The sequence below is a fragment of the Microbacterium sp. SLBN-154 genome (assembly GCF_006715565.1).
Classification (GTDB): domain Bacteria; phylum Actinomycetota; class Actinomycetes; order Actinomycetales; family Microbacteriaceae; genus Microbacterium.
In genome coordinates, this window is record NZ_VFNL01000001.1 from 1516739 (window position 1) to 1535854 (window position 19116).

The 19116-nt window shown below is 70.7% G+C and carries 16 protein-coding genes; 11 read left to right on the forward strand and 5 right to left on the reverse strand.

Translation table 11 applies throughout. The features are described from left to right. Positions 1-69: 69 nt before the first annotated feature. Genes FBY40_RS07385 through FBY40_RS07395 form a run of 3 tightly spaced genes read left to right on the forward strand, consistent with a single transcriptional unit; the run spans position 70 to position 3780 of the window. Complete coding sequence (locus FBY40_RS07385) at positions 70-2190, forward strand: acyltransferase family protein (RefSeq protein ID WP_235014678.1); 2121 nt, start codon at positions 70-72, stop codon at positions 2188-2190. Positions 2191-2233: 43 nt separating this feature from the next. Continuing rightward, positions 2234-3043 carry an ABC transporter permease gene (locus FBY40_RS07390; protein WP_141937644.1) on the forward strand — a complete coding sequence of 270 codons (810 nt, stop codon included), beginning with the start codon at positions 2234-2236 and terminating at the stop codon, positions 3041-3043. Beyond that, the gene (locus tag FBY40_RS07395) at positions 3043-3780 is read left to right on the forward strand and encodes an ABC transporter ATP-binding protein (protein ID WP_141937646.1); all 738 of its coding nucleotides are present in this window, start codon (positions 3043-3045) and stop codon (positions 3778-3780) included. Before FBY40_RS07390 ends, FBY40_RS07395 begins: the two co-directional genes overlap by 1 nt. A gap of 74 nt (positions 3781-3854) precedes the next feature. On the opposite strand, the gene FBY40_RS07400 is transcribed toward FBY40_RS07395, so the two are convergent. The 3 genes from FBY40_RS07400 to FBY40_RS07410 are packed head-to-tail and all read right to left on the reverse strand — an operon-like array spanning position 3855 to position 7776. Beyond that, positions 3855-4859, reverse strand: a complete 1005-nt coding sequence (locus FBY40_RS07400) for a glycosyltransferase (protein WP_141937648.1) — start codon at positions 4857-4859, stop codon at positions 3855-3857. 50 nt (positions 4860-4909) lie between these two features. Next, positions 4910-6235, reverse strand: coding sequence for an O-antigen ligase family protein (locus tag FBY40_RS07405; RefSeq protein ID WP_235014679.1), 1326 nt, complete (start codon positions 6233-6235; stop codon positions 4910-4912). Continuing rightward, entirely contained in the window at positions 6232-7776 is a 1545-nt protein-coding gene (locus FBY40_RS07410) for an O-antigen ligase family protein (protein WP_141937651.1), read from the reverse strand. The genes FBY40_RS07405 and FBY40_RS07410 overlap by 4 nt, the downstream gene beginning before the upstream one ends. A 43-nt stretch (positions 7777-7819) precedes the next feature. Here FBY40_RS07410 and manA point away from each other — a divergent pair, with 43 nt between their 5' ends. The 4 genes from manA to FBY40_RS07430 all read left to right on the forward strand — a co-directional run bounded on the left by manA (position 7820) and on the right by FBY40_RS07430 (position 13890). After that, positions 7820-8974 carry a mannose-6-phosphate isomerase, class I gene (gene manA / locus FBY40_RS07415; protein ID WP_141937653.1) on the forward strand — a complete coding sequence of 385 codons (1155 nt, stop codon included), beginning with the start codon at positions 7820-7822 and terminating at the stop codon, positions 8972-8974. Positions 8975-9155: 181 nt separating this feature from the next. After that, positions 9156-9479: a WhiB family transcriptional regulator gene (locus FBY40_RS07420; protein WP_124294400.1), complete on the forward strand. Its 324-nt coding sequence runs from the start codon at positions 9156-9158 to the stop codon at positions 9477-9479. A gap of 95 nt (positions 9480-9574) precedes the next feature. Continuing rightward, positions 9575-12451 (forward strand): glycosyltransferase, encoded by a 2877-nt coding sequence (locus FBY40_RS07425; RefSeq protein ID WP_141937655.1) that lies wholly within the window; start codon positions 9575-9577, stop codon positions 12449-12451. Continuing rightward, on the forward strand, positions 12448-13890 hold the full coding sequence (locus FBY40_RS07430) for a DUF5719 family protein (RefSeq protein ID WP_141937657.1): 1443 nt from the start codon (positions 12448-12450) through the stop codon (positions 13888-13890). The genes FBY40_RS07425 and FBY40_RS07430 overlap by 4 nt, the downstream gene beginning before the upstream one ends. An 18-nt stretch (positions 13891-13908) precedes the next feature. Here the strand turns inward: FBY40_RS07430 and FBY40_RS07435 are convergent, their stop codons facing one another. Beyond that, a complete protein-coding gene (locus FBY40_RS07435) occupies positions 13909-14346 on the reverse strand; it encodes a metallopeptidase family protein (protein ID WP_200829947.1) in 438 nt (145 codons plus the stop codon). Positions 14347-14407: 61 nt separating this feature from the next. Here FBY40_RS07435 and FBY40_RS07440 point away from each other — a divergent pair, with 61 nt between their 5' ends. Further along, positions 14408-14614, forward strand: coding sequence for a DUF3499 family protein (locus FBY40_RS07440; RefSeq protein WP_124292740.1), 207 nt, complete (start codon positions 14408-14410; stop codon positions 14612-14614). A gap of 68 nt (positions 14615-14682) precedes the next feature. Further along, entirely contained in the window at positions 14683-16194 is a 1512-nt protein-coding gene (gene ahcY / locus FBY40_RS07445) for an adenosylhomocysteinase (RefSeq protein WP_141937659.1), read from the forward strand. A gap of 24 nt (positions 16195-16218) precedes the next feature. Here the strand turns inward: ahcY and FBY40_RS07450 are convergent, their stop codons facing one another. After that, complete coding sequence (locus FBY40_RS07450; RefSeq protein WP_141937661.1) at positions 16219-17124, reverse strand: RDD family protein; 906 nt, start codon at positions 17122-17124, stop codon at positions 16219-16221. 16 nt (positions 17125-17140) lie between these two features. On the opposite strand from FBY40_RS07450, the gene FBY40_RS07455 reads away from it, so the two are divergent. Both FBY40_RS07455 and FBY40_RS07460 read left to right on the forward strand, forming a co-directional pair. Beyond that, on the forward strand, positions 17141-18136 hold the full coding sequence (locus tag FBY40_RS07455; RefSeq protein ID WP_141937662.1) for a stage II sporulation protein M: 996 nt from the start codon (positions 17141-17143) through the stop codon (positions 18134-18136). Positions 18137-18558: 422 nt separating this feature from the next. After that, positions 18559-19041: a Fur family transcriptional regulator gene (locus FBY40_RS07460; protein ID WP_141937664.1), complete on the forward strand. Its 483-nt coding sequence runs from the start codon at positions 18559-18561 to the stop codon at positions 19039-19041. Positions 19042-19116 lie beyond the last annotated feature (75 nt).

Consider the following 19116-nt stretch of genomic DNA (forward strand, 5'->3'; position numbering starts at 1 on the left):
GTACTCCCTCCGGCTGCCGTCGGCCCACGACCTGTGCGCCCGCAAACGCCGGCGACAATGGCTGAGCGCGTGACGGCCGAGACCACGACGTCCGGAACCGCGCGGACCGCCGCGCGCCCCGCGTCCGAGCGGCGCTTCCGCAGCGACGTGCAGGCGCTGCGCGCTCTGGCGATCGGCGCCGTTGTGCTGAACCACCTGTGGCCCGGGGCGATCGGCGGCGGTTACGTCGGCGTGGACGTCTTCTTCGTGATATCCGGCTTTCTGATCACCAGTCACCTGCTCCGCGAGGTGACCGCGACCCGGCGCATCCGACTCGGTGCGTTCTACGCCCGCCGGATCCGGCGGCTCCTCCCCGCCGCACTTCTCGTCCTCGTCGTGTCGGCAGTACTGGTAGCTGCCTTCCTGCCTTACCCTCAATGGGAGCGGAGCGCCTTCGAAGTGGCAGCGAGTGCGCTGTACGTTGAGAACTGGTACCTCACCGCGATGGCCACGGACTACTCCGCGCTCAACGACAGCGCCACCGTGGCGCAGCACTACTGGTCGCTGTCGGTGGAGGAGCAGTTCTACTTCGTCTGGCCCGTCCTCGTCGTGGCTGCGGCGGCATTCGGGGTGCGATTCGTGCGCGGCTCGCGGCACGGGGTCGGCATCATGCTGGTCAGCGTCGGCATCACCTCGCTGGCAGCGAGCATCATCGTCACCGAGGTGTGGCCGGCTCAGGCCTACTTCGTCACCTACGGCCGGATGTGGGAGTTCGTCGCCGGCGGTCTCGTGGCACTCCTCGCGGGGAGGTGGCGCATGCCTCGTGCGCTCGCGGGCGCGATCTCCGCCGCTGGACTCGCGATGATCCTGATCGCGATTCTCCTGTACGGACCCGACACTGCTTTCCCGGGGTGGGCCGCCCTCCTCCCCGTCGCGGGAACCGCGGCGGTCATCGCTGCCGGCACCGGTCATCCGCGGCTCTGGCATACACCCCTGACGGCGAGCCGCCCCGTGCAGTGGGTGGGCGAGATCTCGTACTCGCTGTACCTGTGGCACTGGCCGCTGATCGTCGTGGCGCCCTTCGTGATACTCGGGGAGCTCAACGCCCTGGTGCGCCTGGGCATCCTTGCGGTGGCGCTCGTGCTGGCCTGGATCACGAAGGTGCTGGTCGAAGACCCCGGTCAGCGCTGGCGCTGGTGGACGGGCTCGGTGCGTCGCTCCGTGCTCGCCATGGCCGGAGGCGTCGCAGTCGGGGTGATCGTCTCGGCCGGCCTGCTGCTCGGTTTCCAGGCGCGTGCAGCGGCTGATGATCCGACGGCTCCGTTGCCCTTCGGGTCATGCGTCGGCCCCGCGGCGCTGGCACCGGAAATCGAATGCGACGACCCGTTCGGACCGGCGACGACATCGGTCGTGATGACCCGAGCGAACGAGTACTTCTACACGCCCTCGGAGTGTGAAGAGACCACCCGGGGTCCACTCTCGACGACCCAATGTGACTTCTCCGGCGGCGATCCCACGGCGCGGGTCTGGCTGGTCGGCGATTCCCATGCGCAGCAGTGGCAGGGTGCGGTGTTCGATCTTGCCCGCGAGCGCCGCTGGGACGTCACAGTCAGTTACCGCGGCGGGTGTCCGCCCGCGGATGTCGCGTTTATCGGATTTCGCATCCCGTGGTCTACGGTCGACATCGACCAGTGCCGACAGTGGGCCCGCGACGTATCGGACGAGATCGCGGCTGCGACACCGGACGCGGTCTTCACATCCATGGCTGCGCGCCTGCACCTCGTGGACGACGGCTCGGGCCGACCTGTGACGGACCAATTCGCGGATGGCCTGCAGCGCGATTGGGAGCGGTGGATCGACGCGGGCGTGCACGTCGTCGCTCTGGCGGATCCGCCCTTCAACGGCGAGGTGCGCAGTCCGGATTGCGTCGTCCTGAATCGGGACGCGCCGATTGAGTGTGCACGCCTGCGCGTCGATGCGCAGCCCGCCGATCCGGTGGCAATCGCGGGTGAGCGGATGGACAGCCCATCGCTGGACCTCGTCGACCTGACTGACCGCTTCTGCGACGCGACGCTCTGTTATGGGGTGATCGGCGGTATCCCGGTCTACTTTGACGCAGATCATCTCAACCTGCAGTACGTGCGGATGCTTGCCCCCGAAATCGCCGCAGTCATCGACGACGCCCCGTGGGTCGGCGGCGAGGCTCCTTGAGGCGCGGCGGAATCCATCCCGGATGCGCCCATAGACTCATTCCGTGACCACAGCGACCGTCGGTGCCCCCGGGTCCCCGCGTCGCTACCTCCACTCGCTGTGGCTGCTCTCGGCGCGCGACCTCAGGGTCCGGTACGCGACCAGCGCTCTCGGATACCTGTGGTCGGTCCTCGACCCGCTGGTGATGAGCCTCATCTACTGGTTCGTGTTCACGCAGGTCTTCCAGCGAACGGTCGGGCATGAGCCGTACATCGTCTTCCTCATCACCGCGCTCCTGCCGTGGGTCTGGTTCAACGCGGCCGTGTCGGACTTCACCCGTGCGTTCAATAAAGACGCGCGGCTGGTCCGGTCGACAGCTATCCCGCGCTCGATCTGGGTCAACCGCATCGTGCTCAGCAAGGGCGTCGAGTTCCTCTGCTCACTGCCGGTGCTCGTCGGATTCGTGGTCGTCGCAGCGTTCACCAGCGCTACGCCGGTCGAGATGAACTGGGGCCTTCTCCTCTTCCCCGTCGCCATCCTGCTGCAGACGATGCTCCTCGTCGGACTGGGCCTCATCGTTGCTCCGCTGTGCGTTCTCTACTCCGACCTCGAGCGCACGACGAAGCTCATCCTCCGCGTGCTCTTCTACGCCTCGCCGATCATCTACTCCGTCTCCGACCTGCCGGGGATCTTCCCCCAGCTCGCCGCGTTCAACCCGCTGTCGGGCATCTTCACGCTCTACCGGGTCGGTTTCTTCCCCGAGGTGTGGGACACCCTCTCGGTCGTCGTCGGGGTGACGATGAGCGTCGGCTTCCTCGTCCTGGGGCTCTTCGTGTTCCGCAGCCTCGAGCGCCCCGTGTTGAAGGAGCTGTGATGACGCACGCGATCGAGGTGGACGATCTCGGGGTCCGGTTCCGTCGGAACCGCCGTGGGCGGCGCAGCTTCAAGGACTTGTTCGCAGATTCCCATCGGCGCTCGCGGCCCGGCGAATTCTGGGCGCTGCGGGACGTCAGCTTCACCGTCGCGCCCGGAGAGTCGATCGGTGTGGTGGGCCGAAACGGACAGGGCAAGTCCACGCTCCTCAAGCTCGTCGCAGGCGTCCTTCTTCCCGACGAGGGGTCGGTGCGGGTGAACGGGGGAGTCGCTCCGCTGATCGAGATCACGGGCGGTTTCGTCGGTGACCTGACGGTTCGCGAGAACGTGCGCCTGACCTCTGGACTGCACGGGATGCCGCGGGCCGAGGTCTCGCGCCGCTTCGACGGCATCATCGACTTCGCCGAGCTCGACGACTTCGTCGACACCCCCTACAAGCACCTGAGCAACGGGATGAAGGTGCGCTTGGCCTTCAGCGTGGTCTCGCAGCTGGAGGAACCGATCCTGCTCGTCGACGAGGTGCTCGCGGTCGGCGACAGGGCGTTCCGGGAGAAGTGCTACACGCGGATCGACGAGCTCCTGGCCGACGGTCGGACGCTGTTCTTCGTCTCGCACAGCGAACGCGATCTTCGGCGTTTCTGTGAGCGGGGGCTCTATCTCGACAAAGGGCGGCTGTCGATGGATGCGTCGATCCACGAGGTGCTCGACCGGTACAACGCCGACTACAACGGTGGGTGACGCGTTTCGACTCGCTGCGCTCGCTCAACGACCGGGGTGCTGCGCTCGCTCAACGACCGGCGCGCTGCGCTCGGTCAGCGACCGGGGGCGGCGGGTGCGGACAGCGGCGGCATCGGCGACCACGAGCGGTCGTTCGCGATCTTCCGACCGTCGCGGAGCCCGCGGAACAGGTGCGAGGTGCCGCGCACCGTCCGCTCCACGAAGAGCAGCCGGATCAGCTCCTTGCCGAACGTGAGCGCCGTGCCGAGCCCGAAGAGCGTCGGGTTGTACACGCCGAGGGAGCGGTAGTAGCGCTTGATGTGGGCCCGGTTGCGCATGATGTAGTACCGGTAGGCGTTGCTCGAGGCGTTCATGTGGCGGATGCCCATGTCCCACTGCTTGATCTCGCGCGTCCGCCGCAGGACGAACTCGTCGACGATCACCGAGGTGGTCTTCCGCGATGCCAGCCACCCGTAGACCTGGTCGTCCCAGTAGATGAAGAAGCGGGGGTCGGGAAGGCCGATCTCGGTGACGATGTCGCGGTGGATGAACATCCCCTCGAAGCATCCCGAGTTCATCTCCTTGAATCCGGAAGCGTCGAAGCTCGCGGGAGCGAAGGGGATCGGGATGCCGAGCGGCTCGGCGATCCGGTACTGCCAATAGAACTCGCTGCCGTCGTAGTCGTATCGGCGGCCCTGGATGCTCTTGAATCGCGGCGCCCATCTGCCCATCTTCGCCAGGCCGTCGGGGATGACCTCGACGTCGTCGTCCATCAGCCAGATCCAGGTCGAGCCGAGGTCGTAGGCGACCCGCATCCCCTCGCTGAAGCCGCCGGATCCGCCGGTGTTGGTGTCCATTCGGCGGTACACGAGCTGGGTGCCGAGGCGCTCGCGGAACGATTCGACGACGTCGCCGGTGTCATCGGTCGATGCGTTGTCGACGATCACGACGTGGCCGGGCTTCGGGTCCATCCGCTCGATGCTCCCGAGGAGCCGGGAGAGGAGCCCGGACCGGTTGAAGGTCACGATGGCGATCGTCGCCGTCGCCGGGGAGAACTCTTCGGTCACGGTCTGTTCCGGGCGTGCGTCGGCGAGTGTCATGGCGCGAGGATTCTAACAGCGGCGCATCCGAACACAGGGTGAACGCCCCGCTACCGCGGCACGTCGAAGATCGGCAGCGCCGGGCCGACGTCGTCGGGGGTGCCCAGACGTTCGCGCCACGAGCGGGAATGTCCGGCGCGCACGGCGCACAGGACGAGCATGAGCCATCCGATCCCGAAGAGGGTGAAGCTCTCGAACAGCGAGTCGATCAGCAGCGCCACGAGGATCAAGGGCGTCCACGCGTAGATCACCGACCGGCGCTCGCTGGCGTCGAGCCACGCGCGCACGAGGGCGGTGGTGCAGAACGCGAGGAACAGCAGAAGTCCGACCCACCCGATCTGCAGCAGCACGTCGAGGTAGGCGTTGAGCCCCGTGGCGTGGTTCGTGCGCGTCAGGGCGTTGAGCGCGTTGAAGGGCCACTCGTCGACATCCCACGGCCCGTACCAGCCCTGCCCCTGGACGGGACGGAAGCGCATCAGGTCGACCATCCGGTTCCACAGTTCGACCCGGATGGAGAAATCCGTACCGGCGCCGAGAAACGTGACGATCGGCTGCCGGGCGACGTACCCGACGCCGATGCCGATGACGACGAGGGCGCCGAGCGCCCCCTGCACCGCCCCGCGGCGGGCGGGGGCGGTGTGGCGCACGAGTGCGAGCGCGGCGGTGGCAAGCCCCACCCCGACGGCCAGGACGAGCACGGTGGGGGAGTCGCTGAGCGCCGCCAGGGACCCCGCAAGGATGACGGAGTACAGCGACGTGCCGGGCCTGACCGACTGCGTGCGGTACTCGATGAGGAAGGTGATGAGGGCGAGTACCGCGACGAATCCGAGTACGTTGCGGGTGCCGAAGATGCCCTGGATAGGCCCGAGCTGGGCGATGTTTCCCTGGACGCCGAGGAAGCGGAACGGGGTGTCCAGAAGGATGCCGCTGAGGATCTCCACTCCGAGTGACACCGTCAGCAGCACACGGAGCACGTCGCCGAGAGCCCGGGCGGTCTGCAGGGTGTCGCGGACATGGCCCAGCGTGACGGCGAGGAACGCGATGGCGACGAAGGACAGCCACCCCCAGAACGATCCCGCCGGGTCGGAGCTCCAGAAGATGCTGACGAAGGCCCAGCCCGCGAGGAGCACGAGGGTGGTCGGAACGAGCCGGAGGAGGGAGATCTCCCCGCGGCGGACGAAGAGCATCGCGCCGCCGAGGAGGCAGAGAACGGTGAGGATCGTGACGTACGTCACGCGCCCGGTCATCCGCTCGATCAGGAACCCCGAGAACACCGCGCCGAGGACACAGAGGGAATAGGCCCGGGCGAACGCCGCCGAGTCGAGGAGATGCGACGCCCACCCGCGGTGCGGCGCGCCCGCCTCCGCTGCGGTCACGGTGCCGGCTTCGCGTCGGTGCCCGGTGCGGCGGTGCCGGGTGCACGCCTGCTCGCCGCGGAGTCGGTCACCGCATCGGTGGCCGGCGCGCCGGCGGGCGCCGCGACCCGCCCGCGGGGGCGGGGGTTGTCGGTGCGGAGGGTGTCGAGCATCAACTCACCGCGTTCGATGGCGAGCGAACGCTCTGTCGGGCCCACCCCGACGTGCGGGGTCTGCTTGATCTTTCCGCCGAGCATCACCAGGAACATCCAGCCCCACATGAGCAGCGGTGTGGACTCGGCGACCCCCTGCACGAGGAGGATCGCCCCTACGAGGGTCGGAAGGAGCGTGAGGGGGGAGTAGGGCCGGTCTGCGCGCAGGTCCCAACGCGGGCGGTCGACGGCGAAGAACCACGCCCGCCAGATGAAGGCCAGCAGCGCCGCGGCGAAGATGACCACGCCGATGATGCCGAGCTGAAGGTACACGTCGAGCCACATGTTGTGCGCCTGCATCACGGTCTCGCCGTGATCGACGATCCACCGGTCGAACAGCGGCTCCGACGGCAGCCAGGGGGTGGCGAAACCCCACCCGACGAGGGGACGCTCGTTCGCCCTCTCGAGCACCGCCTGCCAGATTCCCTGGCGGCCGGTGAGGTCGCTCTCGCGTCCGACGGCGCGGAACAGCGCATCGCGGAAGACCCACAGCGACACCGCGCCGCCGATCGCGATGACGGCGTAGGCGATGTACCAGCGTGTGCGCTCGCCGGGCCGGCGGGTGCGACGCATGAGCAGCACCGTGATGAGCACGATGAGGGCCAGCGCACCGGCGAGGAACGCCGTGGCCGACGCGGCCCGCACGTAGAGGAACGCGGCCAGCGCGATCCAGCCGATGAGCAGCACCCGACGCGGGGCGCGGGCGGCGAAGCGGATCGCGAAGACGATGATGCCGAGGAGGGCCACGGGGCCGAGGAGGTTGGCGTTGCCCATGAGGCCCTGGAGGCGTCCGCCGTCGAAGAGGTTGTCGCGCGACCAGTAGACGATGGGGTCGTAGTCGACATTCGGGTCGGGGAGGACGAAGCCGGGAAGAAGGGGTCCCTGCACGAAGAGCGACACCGCGAGTTCGAACAGCAGCGACAGCCCGAGCACCCACTTCAGCGCCGAGGCCACGGCGCGGACGATCTCGCGCCAGGTCAGCATCGCCCCCACGAACAGGCCCTGCAGGGTGGTGAGCGCAAGCAGGAGCCAGGTGAGGACGGTCGCGCCGATCCACGCCGACCACGCCACCGACAGTGCCGCCCAGGCGACGTACGCCACGGCGAACCACGGCAGTCGCCGCCACTGGAACGGCGGGCGGATGGCGAGCCACGCCGTGAGGGACAGCACGCCGGCCGAGATCATCAGCACTCCGGCGCCGGCATCGCCGAGCACGTGGACCCAGCCGACACCGGCGAGCATCGAGGCGAGGACGAAGATGCACCATGCGCGCAGGAGCAGGTGCCCTGTCTTCTCGCGCACGGGCGGGCCGGGGCGTGCCGCGACCGGATGCTTCGTGTGGACGGCCATGGTGCATTCAGGCTACCGGCGGCGGGCCTCCTAGGCTGGACCCATGCTGGTGCCGATCGCGAACGATCCCCGTGACTACGCCTGGGGATCGACCACCCTCCTGGCCGAGCTCGAAGGACGCGAGCCCTCGGGCCGCCCCGAGGCGGAGGTGTGGTTCGGCGACCACCCGGGCTCTCCGGCACGGGTCGTCGGGGGGCGGTCGTTGGATGAGTGGCTGGCCGAGGAGGGCCGCGCGGCCGGAGCCCCGGCGAGGCTTCCGTACCTGCTGAAGCTCCTCGCTGCGGCATCCGCCCTCTCGATCCAGGCGCATCCGACGATCGCGCAGGCACAGGAGGGGTTCGCGCGTGAAGATGAGGCGGGCATCCCGGTGGATGCCGCGCACCGCACCTACCGCGACCTGAACCACAAACCCGAGCTCATCGTCGCCGTCTCCGACGAGTTCGTCGCGATGGCAGGGCTCCGCGACGTCGCCGCGACCCGGCGGCTGCTGACGGCGCTGGGCGACGCCGCCGTTCCGCTGCAGGCCGCGCTCGCGGCATCCGATCCGTCGGAGGGTCTGCGCGAGGCGCTGACATGGGCGCTCTCCGGGGCGACCTCCGATGATCTCGACGCCCTGCTCGGGGCCGTGAAGGAGGCGCACTCGGAGGAGTTCGCCGCAGAGCTGGACAACGCCCGGCAGCTGATCGCCGATCACCCCGGTGATCCGGGCATCGTGGTGGCCCTGCTGATGAACCTCGTCACCCTTCGTCGGGGAGAGGGGCTGTTCGTCGATGCGGGCGTGCTGCACGCCTACGTGCGAGGCCTCGGCGTCGAGATCATGGCCGCGAGTGACAACGTGCTGCGCGGCGGCTTGACGCCCAAGCACATCGACGTCGACGAACTGCTCTCGATCGTCGACACCGCACCGGGCCCTGCCCGCGTGGTGCGGCCCCGCCCCGACGGCGAAGGGATCGGCCGCTACGACGTGCCGGTCGCCGACTTCGCGCTGAGCACGGCTGAGGTGCGGGGGAACGCCGTGGAGGTGCCGGTGTCGGGCACGGCGCTCGTTGTGGCCACCGAGGGCGACGTGACGGTTGCCGGCGGCAGCGGCGATGCGGTGCCTCTCCGGCCGGGTCGTGCGCTCCTCGTCGCCCCCGACGAGCGCGCCGTCGTGCTCCACGGCACCGGTCGTGTCTTCCTCGCGGAACCCGGCAGGTGAGACTTCTCTCATCTTCACCGGAATCATCAGGGGCGTGATGGAACCGCGACACGCCGACGGCGCGTCGTGAAGATTCACCCGCCGGTTGAGGGTTTACGATCTGCGACTTGACCACGGCGAACTACACGGGTGTAATTACTCGTACACGCAGCAGGGCGTGGGTGACAGGTGGGAGAACGAGATGGCGGCGCAATACCGTTCCGGCGTTCCCGACAATTGGTTCGTCGATCCGGTTCAGCTGGGGGTCCCGGGCGTTCGTCGCCCCGTCGTCGAAGACGAAGAGACCCAGCTCGGCTGGCAGACCGACGCGCTGTGCTCGCAGACCGATCCGGAGGCGTTCTTCCCCGAGAAGGGCGGCTCGACCCGTGATGCCAAGCGCATCTGCTCCTCGTGCGATGTTCGCACCGAATGCCTGGAGTACGCGCTGCAGAACGACGAGCGGTTCGGCATCTGGGGCGGATTGAGCGAGCGGGAGCGCCGCAAGCTCAAGCGGCGGGCCGGCTGACGACGACAACGAGGGGATGCTGCGGCGTCCCCTTCGTCGTCTTCGCGGCGCGTGCGCCCCGGCCCCGCCGGCTTCGCGCCTAGGCTGACCAGGTCATGCCCGCGAGAGTCCACGCCTTTCTCGTCGTGCGCCCCGACGGGCGGACGACGGCGGCCCCCCACCTGCGTCGCACGCTGGCGGCGCTGCGGCAGCAGTCCCGCCCCGTCGACGCGCTGACGATCGTGCTCTGCGGCGAGAGCGCCGGGCTGTCCGAGATCGCGGCGTCCTCCGGCGCCGAGTCGGTCATCACCGCCTCGGCCTCGACGGGGTTCGCTGCGGCCACGGCGCTGGCCTCTCGCCGGCTCGACGGCGACGCGGTGTGGCTTCTCGCTCAGGACACCGCGCCCGAGCCCGACGCGCTACGACAGCTCGTCGGCGCCCTGGAGCTCGCGCCGTCGGTGGCGCTCGTTGCTCCGAAGCTCGTGCGGTGGGATGACCGCAGCGAGATCGTCTCGCTCGGGGTTACGCTCACCCTGCTCGGCCGGACCGTCGGGCTCGCCGATGGCGAGCTCGATCAGGGCCAGCACGACGCCCGGCAGGATGTGCTGGGCGCCGACGTCCGCGGCCTCCTCGTTCGCGCCGACGCATGGCGGGCGCTCGAGGGCCTGGACCCCGGGCTCAGCGGTGCCGACGAAGGGCTCGACCTCGGCATCCGCGCCCGCCTCGCCGGCTCTCGCGTCTCGATCGTCCCGTCCGCGCTCATCGCCACAGAGGGCGATGGCGTCGCCGGCCTTCCCGCGCCGACCACGGCGCGCCGGCGCCGCCGTCGCGCGTTCGCGACGCGCGCCGCAGAGCTTCACCGGCGGCTCGTCTACGCCCACCCCGCCGCGGTCTTCGCCCTCTGGCTGACGATCCTCCCCATCGCGGTGTGGCGCACCGCGGCCCACCTCGTCACCAAACAGCCCGAACGGGTGCTCCCCGAGTGGTGGGCGGCGGTGGTCGCGCTCGTCCGCATCCCTCCCGTCATGCGCGCCCGCCGTCGCATCCGTCGCACTCGCCGGGCGTCCTGGCTGCAGTTGGCCGCCCTCCGCATCTCCCAGAGCGAGCTGCGGGAGCGCCTCGACGATGAGGCCGACGCCGAGGCGGCCACCGACGCGGGCGTCTTCGTCCGTCGAGACCTCCACTTCTTCACCGGCGGCGGGGCGTGGCTGGTGCTCGGTGCTCTGGTGGTGTCGGTCGCGGCCTTCACCGCCCTGCTCGCCTGGCCCGTGATGGGCGGCGGCGGTCTGCTGCCGCTGCGCACGACGCTGACCGAGCTCTGGGCAGACGCGGCCTTCGGCCGGCGTCAGCTCGGCCTCGACGTCGTCGGCCCGGCCGACCCGTTCGCCACGCTCCTTGCGATCATCGGGAGCCTGTGGCCGGGTGACCCATCCCGGGCTCTCGTGCTGCTGTGGGTCCTCGCCCTTCCTCTGGCGGCCGCAGGCGGCTGGTTCGCCGCCACCCGTGTCACCGAGCGCTCGGGCCTGCGCCTCCTCGGCGGCGCGCTGTGGGCGCTCGCCCCGGCGTTCCTGGCCGCCCTCACCGAGGGGCGCCCGGCGGCCGTCATCCTCCACCTCCTTCTGCCGTGGCTGTTCTACACCGGCGCCGTCGCCCACCGCTCGTGGGCCGCAGCCGGGGTCGCCTCGCTGCTCCTCGCGGCGGTGATCGCCTGCGCGCCCTCGCTCGCCCCGGCGTTCGTCGCGCTGTGGGTGCTGGCGTTGCTGCTGAGCATCGTCGCGCGCTCGGGGCGCGGGACCGCGCAGCTGGTCTGGACGCTCGTGCCGACCGTGGTCATGGCCGCACCGCTGGTGTGGTGGCAGGGGATGGCGGGGCAGTGGTGGGCGCTCGTGGCCGACCCGGGTCTGCCGTGGTCAGGTTCGCAGGTCGGTGCCGACGTGGTCGGCCGGAGCCTGCTGATCGCCGGTCTTCCCTCGCCCGACGCCGGGGGATGGGCGACGATGCTCGATGGAGTCTGGGTGTGGTGGGTGCCGCTCCTGGTCGCCCCGCTCGCGATCCTCGCGCTCCTGGCCCCGCTCACGCCGCGCTGGGCGACGGGGATCAGCCTGCTCGTCATCACCGCGCTCGGCATCGTCACCGCCTTCGTCGCGGTGGGCATCTCGGTCTCGGTGAGGGAAGGGGAGAGCGTGCCGCTGTGGCCGGGCCCCGGCCTGAGCCTCGCATGGATCGGCCTGGTCGGCGGGTCTCTCGTCGCCCTGGACTCCGGTTTCGCGCCGCGGATGCGCAGTGCGCGGGTCGCTGTCGCCTTCACCGCGGGCCTGGCCATCGCCGTCCTCGCCGTCCCGCAGCTCACCGCACTCGCTCGGGGTGCCTCGGAACTCACCAACGGACCCGACAGCACCCTCCCCGCCTTCATCGCCGCCGAGGGTGGCGATGACCCCGACGTCGGGACTCTCGTGCTCACCCCGCAGAACGGCGGCGGGATGGCTGCGGCGGTGGTCTGGGGTGAGAGCGAGACGCTCAGCGGGCAGAGCACCCTGGAGGCCACACGAGCCACCCCCACGTCCGCCGATTCGGCGGTCGCGACCCTGGCGGTCGACCTCATCTCCACGACCGGGGAGGGCTCGGTCGCCGAGCTCGCCGGTCGCGGGATCGGCTTCGTCGTGCTCGCGCCGGCCGCGATCCCCGAGTCGGACGCCGCTCGCGCGTTCCGGCTGGACGCCGTTCTCGCCCTCGACCAGCGGAACGGGCTGGACAACGCCGGCGCTACGCCGAAGGGCGAGCTGTGGCGCGTGACCGGCGAGGTCGCCGCGCGACCGGATCTGCCCGCGTCCGCCGCCGACCTCTCCCGCCTGATCCTGGGGGCGAACCTCGCCGTGCTCGCGATCGCGCTTCTGCTCGCCGTGCCGACGCGGGCATCGCGGCGTGCCGCGCGGCGGACCCCTCGCATCGTCGGCTTCGGCACGAGCGGGCCAGGCGCTTTGGAGGAGCGATGAGCGATCGCCGCAGATTCCGCTGGGCCGCCGCGAGTGCCCGGATGCTGGCTGGCACCCTGGCCGCGGCCGGATTCGTGGTCGGCATCGTGACCCTGTCGGCCGTGCCCTGGCCGACGGTCGAACGCGCACCACTCGCCCTCTCGGTCACCCCCGAACCCGACACCGTCACGCTGGCGTGCCCCGGTGGCCTGATCGCCCTCGGCCGCACCGCCGAGGAGGCCCTCGGGCTGAGTCAGGCGGCCGTCGCCGCGGTGACGAGCGGAGGGACGAGCGGAGGACGACCCGATGACGCCGTCGCGGCGCCTCGCATCCTCGAGACCGAGGTGCCCGAGGCCGTCGGGCCCGAGGCGTACACGGCCGAGCCGGCGGGTCGCGAAGCCGCAGCGCTCGCCGCCGCCGGAGCGGCGACCGTGTCGGATCCGGATCTCTCCGGGTTCGCTGCGTCGGCGTGTCGTCCGCCGCTCACGGAGTCGTGGCTCGTCGGCGGGTCGGGAACGACCGGGGCCGCCGACCTCGTCATCCTCACCAACCCCGGCTCGGTCCCCGCGACCGTCCAGCTCACGCTGTTCGGTGCGTCGGGGGAACAGCAGCCCGCCGGCGGCGCCGACATCGTGGTTCGTGCGGGCGCCCAGCGCATTGTGCCCCTCGCGGGTCTGCTCCTGGGCGAGCAGAGTCCGGTCATCCGGGTCACCGCCACCGGGGCCCCGATCCAGGCGTCACTGCAGACCAGCGTCACCCGCACCCTTCAGGCGGCGGGCATCGACCAGATCGGCCCGATCGTGGCGCCCTCGACCGAGCAGGTGATCGCCGGTGTGGCGGTGCCCGCCCCGACGCAGGGCGAAGCTGCCGGGGAGGGGGCCGAGACGATCGTGCGTGTCATGGCGCCCACCGCCGGCGCCGCCGGTCCGGTCTCGGCGACGGTCACCGCCACAGACGCCGCGACCGGGGCGAGCGTCGGAACGCCTGTCGTCGTGCCTCTCGAACCGGGTGTGCCGCTCGAAGCGGAGGTGGCCGGTCTCACCGAGGGCGAGTACGTGGTGCGCGTGGAGGCCGACGCGCCCGTGGTGGCTGCCGCGTGGCATACCAGCGGGTTCGTGCAGGGGAGCGACTTCGCCTGGTTCACCGCGGCCCCGCCCCTCGGCCAGACGTCCCTCATCGCAGCTCCTGCGGGCCCCGCGCCGGTGCTGACGCTCGCCAACAGCGGGGAAGAGCCGGCGACCGTCACCGTCTCCACGCTTGAGGGGGCCGTGATTCAGACCGTCGAGGTGCCCGCGGGCGGGTCGGCGGTCGTGCCGACCGAACCCCGCACCGTCTCGGTCATCGAGACCTCGGGCGGCGTGGTCCACGCCGGACTTTCGCTGTCCGGCGACAACGCTCTCGCCGGCTACCCGGTGTGGCCGTCGGATGCCGCGGCGCCGCCGACCGTCGTCTACCCCTGATCCGGCGTTCGGGCGCGCTCAGAGGAACCGGAAGCGCTCCGGACCGAGGTCCCACGGATCACGGTCGAGGTACTCGGCAGCGGCGCGAAACACGCAGCTCTCGATCATCATGCGGCGGTGCAGATCGTCGTTGCGGTGCAGATGGCCGAGGCGTTCGATGGGGATCCGGTAGAGGATGATGCGCTTGCGCTCGCGGGAGACGACCCAGCGGGGGATGCCGTCGGCGTCGGTCGCGGGAGGCATGTCGGCCATCTCGAAGCTCACCTCGCGCAGCTCGGGCCACGCGGAGCGGAGGAATTCGGCCACGGAGCCCACCGCCAGGTCGAACCTCTCCACCCGGGTGTCCAGCGGCGGGAGCGGCGGGCGCACGACGGGGCTGCGACCTTCGCGACCATGTCGTCCGTGACGGTCGGGGCGGGAGTACGCCTGCGCGCTTCGTGCTCGACGCCAGGCCATGCGTTCATCCTACGGCGCGGCATCCGGTCGCTGTCCGAGGTCGTGACTAGCGTGAAGGACGATGCGCGACAGACTCTGCTCCAAGGTCGGCTGCGCCCGTGAGGCGACGTCGACACTGACCTTCGATTACGGCGACCAGATGGCGGCCCTGGGGCCGCTCGGGCGGACCGGCGATCCCCATGCGCACGACCTCTGCGCGATCCACACCGAGCGAATGTCGGTCCCGAAGGGCTGGGTCGTCGTCCGGCACGAGACGCTGCGCGTCTGACGCCCCCCCGCGCGCAGCCTTGAGCTGCCGGCCGGCCGGGAGAAGCGACGGCGTGGGAGAATGGGCCAATGGCCACTCCCACCGTCGCCGCCGCTCCCGCGGCATCCGATTCCGCCGCCGCCACTGCCGACGCAGCCCACTCGACGGACTACTCCGTCGCCGACCTTTCGCTCGCACCGGCCGGACGCCACCAGATCCGCCTCGCCGAGAACGAGATGCCCGGCCTCATGGCGCTCCGAGAGGAATTCGGTCCGTCGCAGCCGCTGCGCGGGGCCCGCATCGCCGGATCGCTGCACATGACCGTGCAGACCGCGGTGCTGATCGAGACCCTCGTGGCTCTCGGCGCCCAGGTGCGCTGGGCCAGCTGCAACATCTTCTCCACCCAGGATGAGGCCGCCGCCGCGGTCGTCGTCGGCCCGACCGGCACGGTCGAGCACCCCGCCGGGGTGCCGGTGTTCGCGTGGAAGGGCGAGACGCTCGAGGAGTACTGGGCGTGCACCGACCGCATCTTCGACTGGTCGGCCGAGGGCGCAACGGGGCCGAACCTCATCCTCGACGACGGCGGCGACGCCACGCTCCTGGTGCACAAGGGCGTCGAGTTCGAGAAGGCCGGCGCCGTGCCCGATGCCGACGAGGGGGCTTCGGCGGAGTACCGGATCGTGCTCGAGACGCTTCGCCGGAGCCTCGCCCGCGATCCGCAGCGTTTCACCCGCATGGCCGCCGACCTCATCGGCGTCACTGAGGAGACGACCACGGGCGTGCATCGCCTCTACGAGCTCGCCGCCGCCGGGACGCTGCTGTTCCCCGCGATCAACGTCAACGACTCGGTGACGAAGTCGAAGTTCGACAACGTCTACGGCATCCGCCACTCGCTGCCCGACGGGCTGAACCGCGCCACCGACGTGCTCATCGGCGGCAAGGTCGCCTTCGTCGCGGGGTACGGGGATGTCGGCAAGGGCGCCGCCGAGGCGCTGCGCGGTCAGGGAGCCCGCGTGATCGTCGGCGAGATCGACCCGATCTGCGCGCTGCAGGCCGCGATGGACGGCTTCCAGGTGGCGCGGCTGGAGTCGGTGCTCGACCAGGTCGACATCGTGGTGACGGGCACCGGGAACACCGGCGTCGTCACCGTCGAGCACCTTCTGGGCATGAAGCACCTCGCCATCGTGGCGAACGTCGGCCACTTCGACGACGAGATCGACATGGCGGGCCTGGAGTCGCTCGCCGGCGCCGAGCGCGTCGAGATCAAGCCGCAGGTGCACGAGTGGCGCCTGCCGAACGGTCGGAGCGTGCTCGTCCTCAGCGAGGGACGCCTGATGAACCTGGGCAACGCCACGGGGCATCCCTCCTTCGTCATGAGCGCGTCGTTCACCAACCAGGTGCTCGCCCAGCTGGAGCTGTACACGCGCCGCGAGGAATACCCGACGGGTGTCTACGTGCTCCCCAAGGCGCTGGATGAGAAGGTCGCGCGCCTGCACCTCTCTGCGCTGGGCGTCGAGCTCACCGAGCTCTCACCCGCGCAGGCGGCCTACATCGGTGTGCCGGTGGAGGGCCCGTACAAGCTGGATCACTACCGGTACTGAGCCGACAGGGCGGATGACCCGGGGTCAGCGCTGCGGGAAGCCGCGCGGCGCCGCGGTCTCACCCGAGGTGAGGGCCTCCACTCGCCGCGCCTCCAGGGTGAGCGCGCGGTATTCGCGGTCGCGGCGGATGCTCGCCACCGCCCGCAGGAGGGTCTCGGGGTCGGTGGGCGGCAGCGGCGAGACGTGCGCGGCCACCTCGTTCGCGAGCGAGACCGCGACCCGGGCGCGGGCGGCCGGCTCGAGGTTGACGGCATTGCGGACGAACTGCGCGATGCGCCGGGCGAGCGGATCGGGCAGCCGCGCGACATCCGCGATCGTCGCCCAGCCCTCGAGCGCCGGCGGCATGCCCGGGGCCGGGGCGGGGAGGCGCGGAGTGCGGGTGCGCTCGGCGTAGGTGCCGGCGAGCAGATCCCCCAGTCGCTGCGAGCGCGGGGTGAAGGCGCCCACGATGGCGGCGAGGGCCCCCACGGTGAACCAGATCTCCAGGACGCCGACCAGGGCGCGGATGAACGCCTGCCGGAAGCCGGAGGCGCCGCCGTCGCTGCGGACGATGCGCCCGCCGACGGCGAGTTTGCCGACGCTGCGGCCTCGGGTGGCGGTCTCCACCACCGTGGGGAGGACGACGAGCACGAGCACGATGACCGCGATGGTGAGGATCGGGGTCACGACCGGGTCGAGGGCGCCGGAGGCGGTGAGCCAACCGGCGGCGATCGCGAACAGGATGAGGATCGCCGCCCCGATGAGGACGTCGATCAGCGTGCCGAGGGCGCGCAGGAAGAAGCCGATCGGCTGCACGTCGAGGGCGACGGCTTCGCCGGTGAGGATCTCGTCCTGGTCGATCTCCACGATCTGCGGACGGGCGGGCCCGGCGCTTCGGGGGTCCGTCGCGGCGCGCGGGGGAGACGTGGTCGCCGAGCCGTCGGAGGGCATGACTACAGTGAAACACATGGACCTCGACGCCCTCACCGCTGCGCGGCGGGAGGAGTGGGCGCGACTGGATGAGCTCAGCAGGCGCCGCCGCCTCACCGGGGTCGAGGTCGACGAACTCGTCGACCGGTATCGCGCGGCGTCGGCGGATCTCGCCGAGATCAAGACCACGGCGGGGCGTACCCCCGAGGGCGACCACGTCTCGACGATCCTCGCCCGCGCGCGGCTGCGGCTGACCGGCGGGCGCGAGAACCCGCTGCGACAGATCCCCCGATTCTTCCTGCTGCAACTGCCTGCGGCCCTGTACCGGCTGCGGTGGACGACGCTCGTGATCGCGCTGTCCTTCATCGCCGTCGGCGCGGTCGTGGCGTTCTGGATCTCCTCCGACCCCGCGCTCGTGGCGACCCTCGGGCCGCAGGCCCAGCTGGAGTACTACGCCGAAGAGCAGTTCACCTCGTACTACAGCGAGAACCCCGCCGCCGCCTTCGCCGGGACGGTGTGGACCAACAACGCATGGATCGCCGCCCAGTGCGTCATGTTCGGCATCACCGGGATCTGGCCCGTGATGGTGCTCGTGCAGAACGCCGTCGCCGTCGGCACGGCCGCAGCGATCATGCTCGCGTTCGACCGCGGCGACGTCTTCATCCTGTTCATCCTTCCCCACGGTCTGCTCGAGCTGACGTGCATCTTCGTCGCCGGAGCGGCGGGACTGCACATCTTCTGGGCCTGGGTGGCGCCGGGTCGCAGGCCGCGGGCCGAAGCGCTGGCCGCCGCGGGGCGCTCGCTGGCAACGGTGGCGATCGGCCTCGTGCTCGCCCTCGCGGTCGCGGGCGTCATCGAGGGCTTCGTCACGGCGCAGCCGTGGCCGTGGCCGGTCAAGATCGGCATCGGTGCGTTGGCGCTCGGTGCGTTCCTCGCCTACATGCTCATCGTCGGCCGCCGCGCCGAGCGACTCGGCGAGACCGGCGACATGACGGAGTTCGAGACCGGCACGCCCACCCTCGTCGCCGGCTGACCCCGCCCGGGCGCCGCGCGCGAGCGCGAAGGCGGCGCAGTTGGTGGCCTTGGGTGTCTGAATGTCGCGATGTGCGCCACTTCCGCGTCGGGCGGGGGAGCGAAGGTGGTGCAGATGGGGGCCTTGTGCGTGTCGAGGTCGCCGTGTGCGTCACTCCGATACGGGCGGATGCGACGGGGTGGCGGTATTGGTCGCGGCGCGGTCCGCGGAGCGACCATTTGTGCCACGTCGATGGCGTCAGGGTGAACGGCGTGGCGGTATTGGTCGTGGCTGGGGCGAATGCGCGACCATCGATGCCACCCCGATAGAGCCGGGTGATCGGGAAACGGGACGGAACTCGCGGCACCTCGACACCGTCACGCAACCCGCCCGACACCGCGTGTTCTTTTGATCGACTCAAAAGAAGTCAGTAGGGTGGGAGCGTGACTTCGCCCGCCGCACCGACCTCCGCCGACGCGCTCCGCGCGGCGGGACTGCGGGTCACCGACTCGCGGCGCGCGGTCCTCGAAGCGCTCACCCAGGCGCCGCACTCCAGCGCCGACGAGCTGTACCGTCGTGTTGCGCTGATCAACCCGCAGACGAACCTGCAGTCGGTGTACAACGCCCTGGCCGACTTCGTCGCTGCAGGGGTCGCGCGGCGCATCGAGCCGGCCGGTCACCCGGGGCTGTACGAGCGCCGCGTCGCCGACAACCATCATCACCTCGTCTGCACGTCGTGCGGCGCGGTCGCCGACGTCGACTGCGTCGTCGGCGAGGCCCCCTGCCTGCATCCGTCGTCGGCGCACGGTTTCACCGTGCACACCGCCGAGGTGACGTTCTGGGGCCTGTGCGCGGACTGCCGACCCCTCGGCACCACATCGGACACCGGCGTCCCCTCGCCCGTCCCCCCGACGACGCGGCGGTGACGCGACGGGCTTCGGCCCGGCATCCGCGCCCTGCCCCCCCCGCGCCGCCACGTCCATCATCCCCACCCCCTGAGG

What these genes read in the sequence shown, in the direction of transcription:
- FBY40_RS07450 (WP_141937661.1), bottom strand. Translation starts at nt 17,124, where the DNA reads ATGCCCTCCGACGGCTCGGCGACCACGTCTCCCCCGCGCGCCGCGACG.
- ahcY (WP_141937659.1), top strand. Translation starts at nt 14,683, where the DNA reads ATGGCCACTCCCACCGTCGCCGCCGCTCCCGCGGCATCCGATTCCGCC.
- FBY40_RS07430 (WP_141937657.1), top strand. Translation starts at nt 12,448, where the DNA reads ATGAGCGATCGCCGCAGATTCCGCTGGGCCGCCGCGAGTGCCCGGATG.
- FBY40_RS07420 (WP_124294400.1), top strand. Translation starts at nt 9,156, where the DNA reads ATGGCGGCGCAATACCGTTCCGGCGTTCCCGACAATTGGTTCGTCGAT.
- FBY40_RS07455 (WP_141937662.1), top strand. Translation starts at nt 17,141, where the DNA reads ATGGACCTCGACGCCCTCACCGCTGCGCGGCGGGAGGAGTGGGCGCGA.
- FBY40_RS07425 (WP_141937655.1), top strand. Translation starts at nt 9,575, where the DNA reads ATGCCCGCGAGAGTCCACGCCTTTCTCGTCGTGCGCCCCGACGGGCGG.
- FBY40_RS07435 (WP_200829947.1), bottom strand. Translation starts at nt 14,346, where the DNA reads ATGGCCTGGCGTCGAGCACGAAGCGCGCAGGCGTACTCCCGCCCCGAC.
- manA (WP_141937653.1), top strand. Translation starts at nt 7,820, where the DNA reads ATGCTGGTGCCGATCGCGAACGATCCCCGTGACTACGCCTGGGGATCG.
- FBY40_RS07400 (WP_141937648.1), bottom strand. Translation starts at nt 4,859, where the DNA reads ATGACACTCGCCGACGCACGCCCGGAACAGACCGTGACCGAAGAGTTC.
- FBY40_RS07410 (WP_141937651.1), bottom strand. Translation starts at nt 7,776, where the DNA reads ATGGCCGTCCACACGAAGCATCCGGTCGCGGCACGCCCCGGCCCGCCC.
- FBY40_RS07395 (WP_141937646.1), top strand. Translation starts at nt 3,043, where the DNA reads ATGACGCACGCGATCGAGGTGGACGATCTCGGGGTCCGGTTCCGTCGG.
- FBY40_RS07440 (WP_124292740.1), top strand. Translation starts at nt 14,408, where the DNA reads ATGCGCGACAGACTCTGCTCCAAGGTCGGCTGCGCCCGTGAGGCGACG.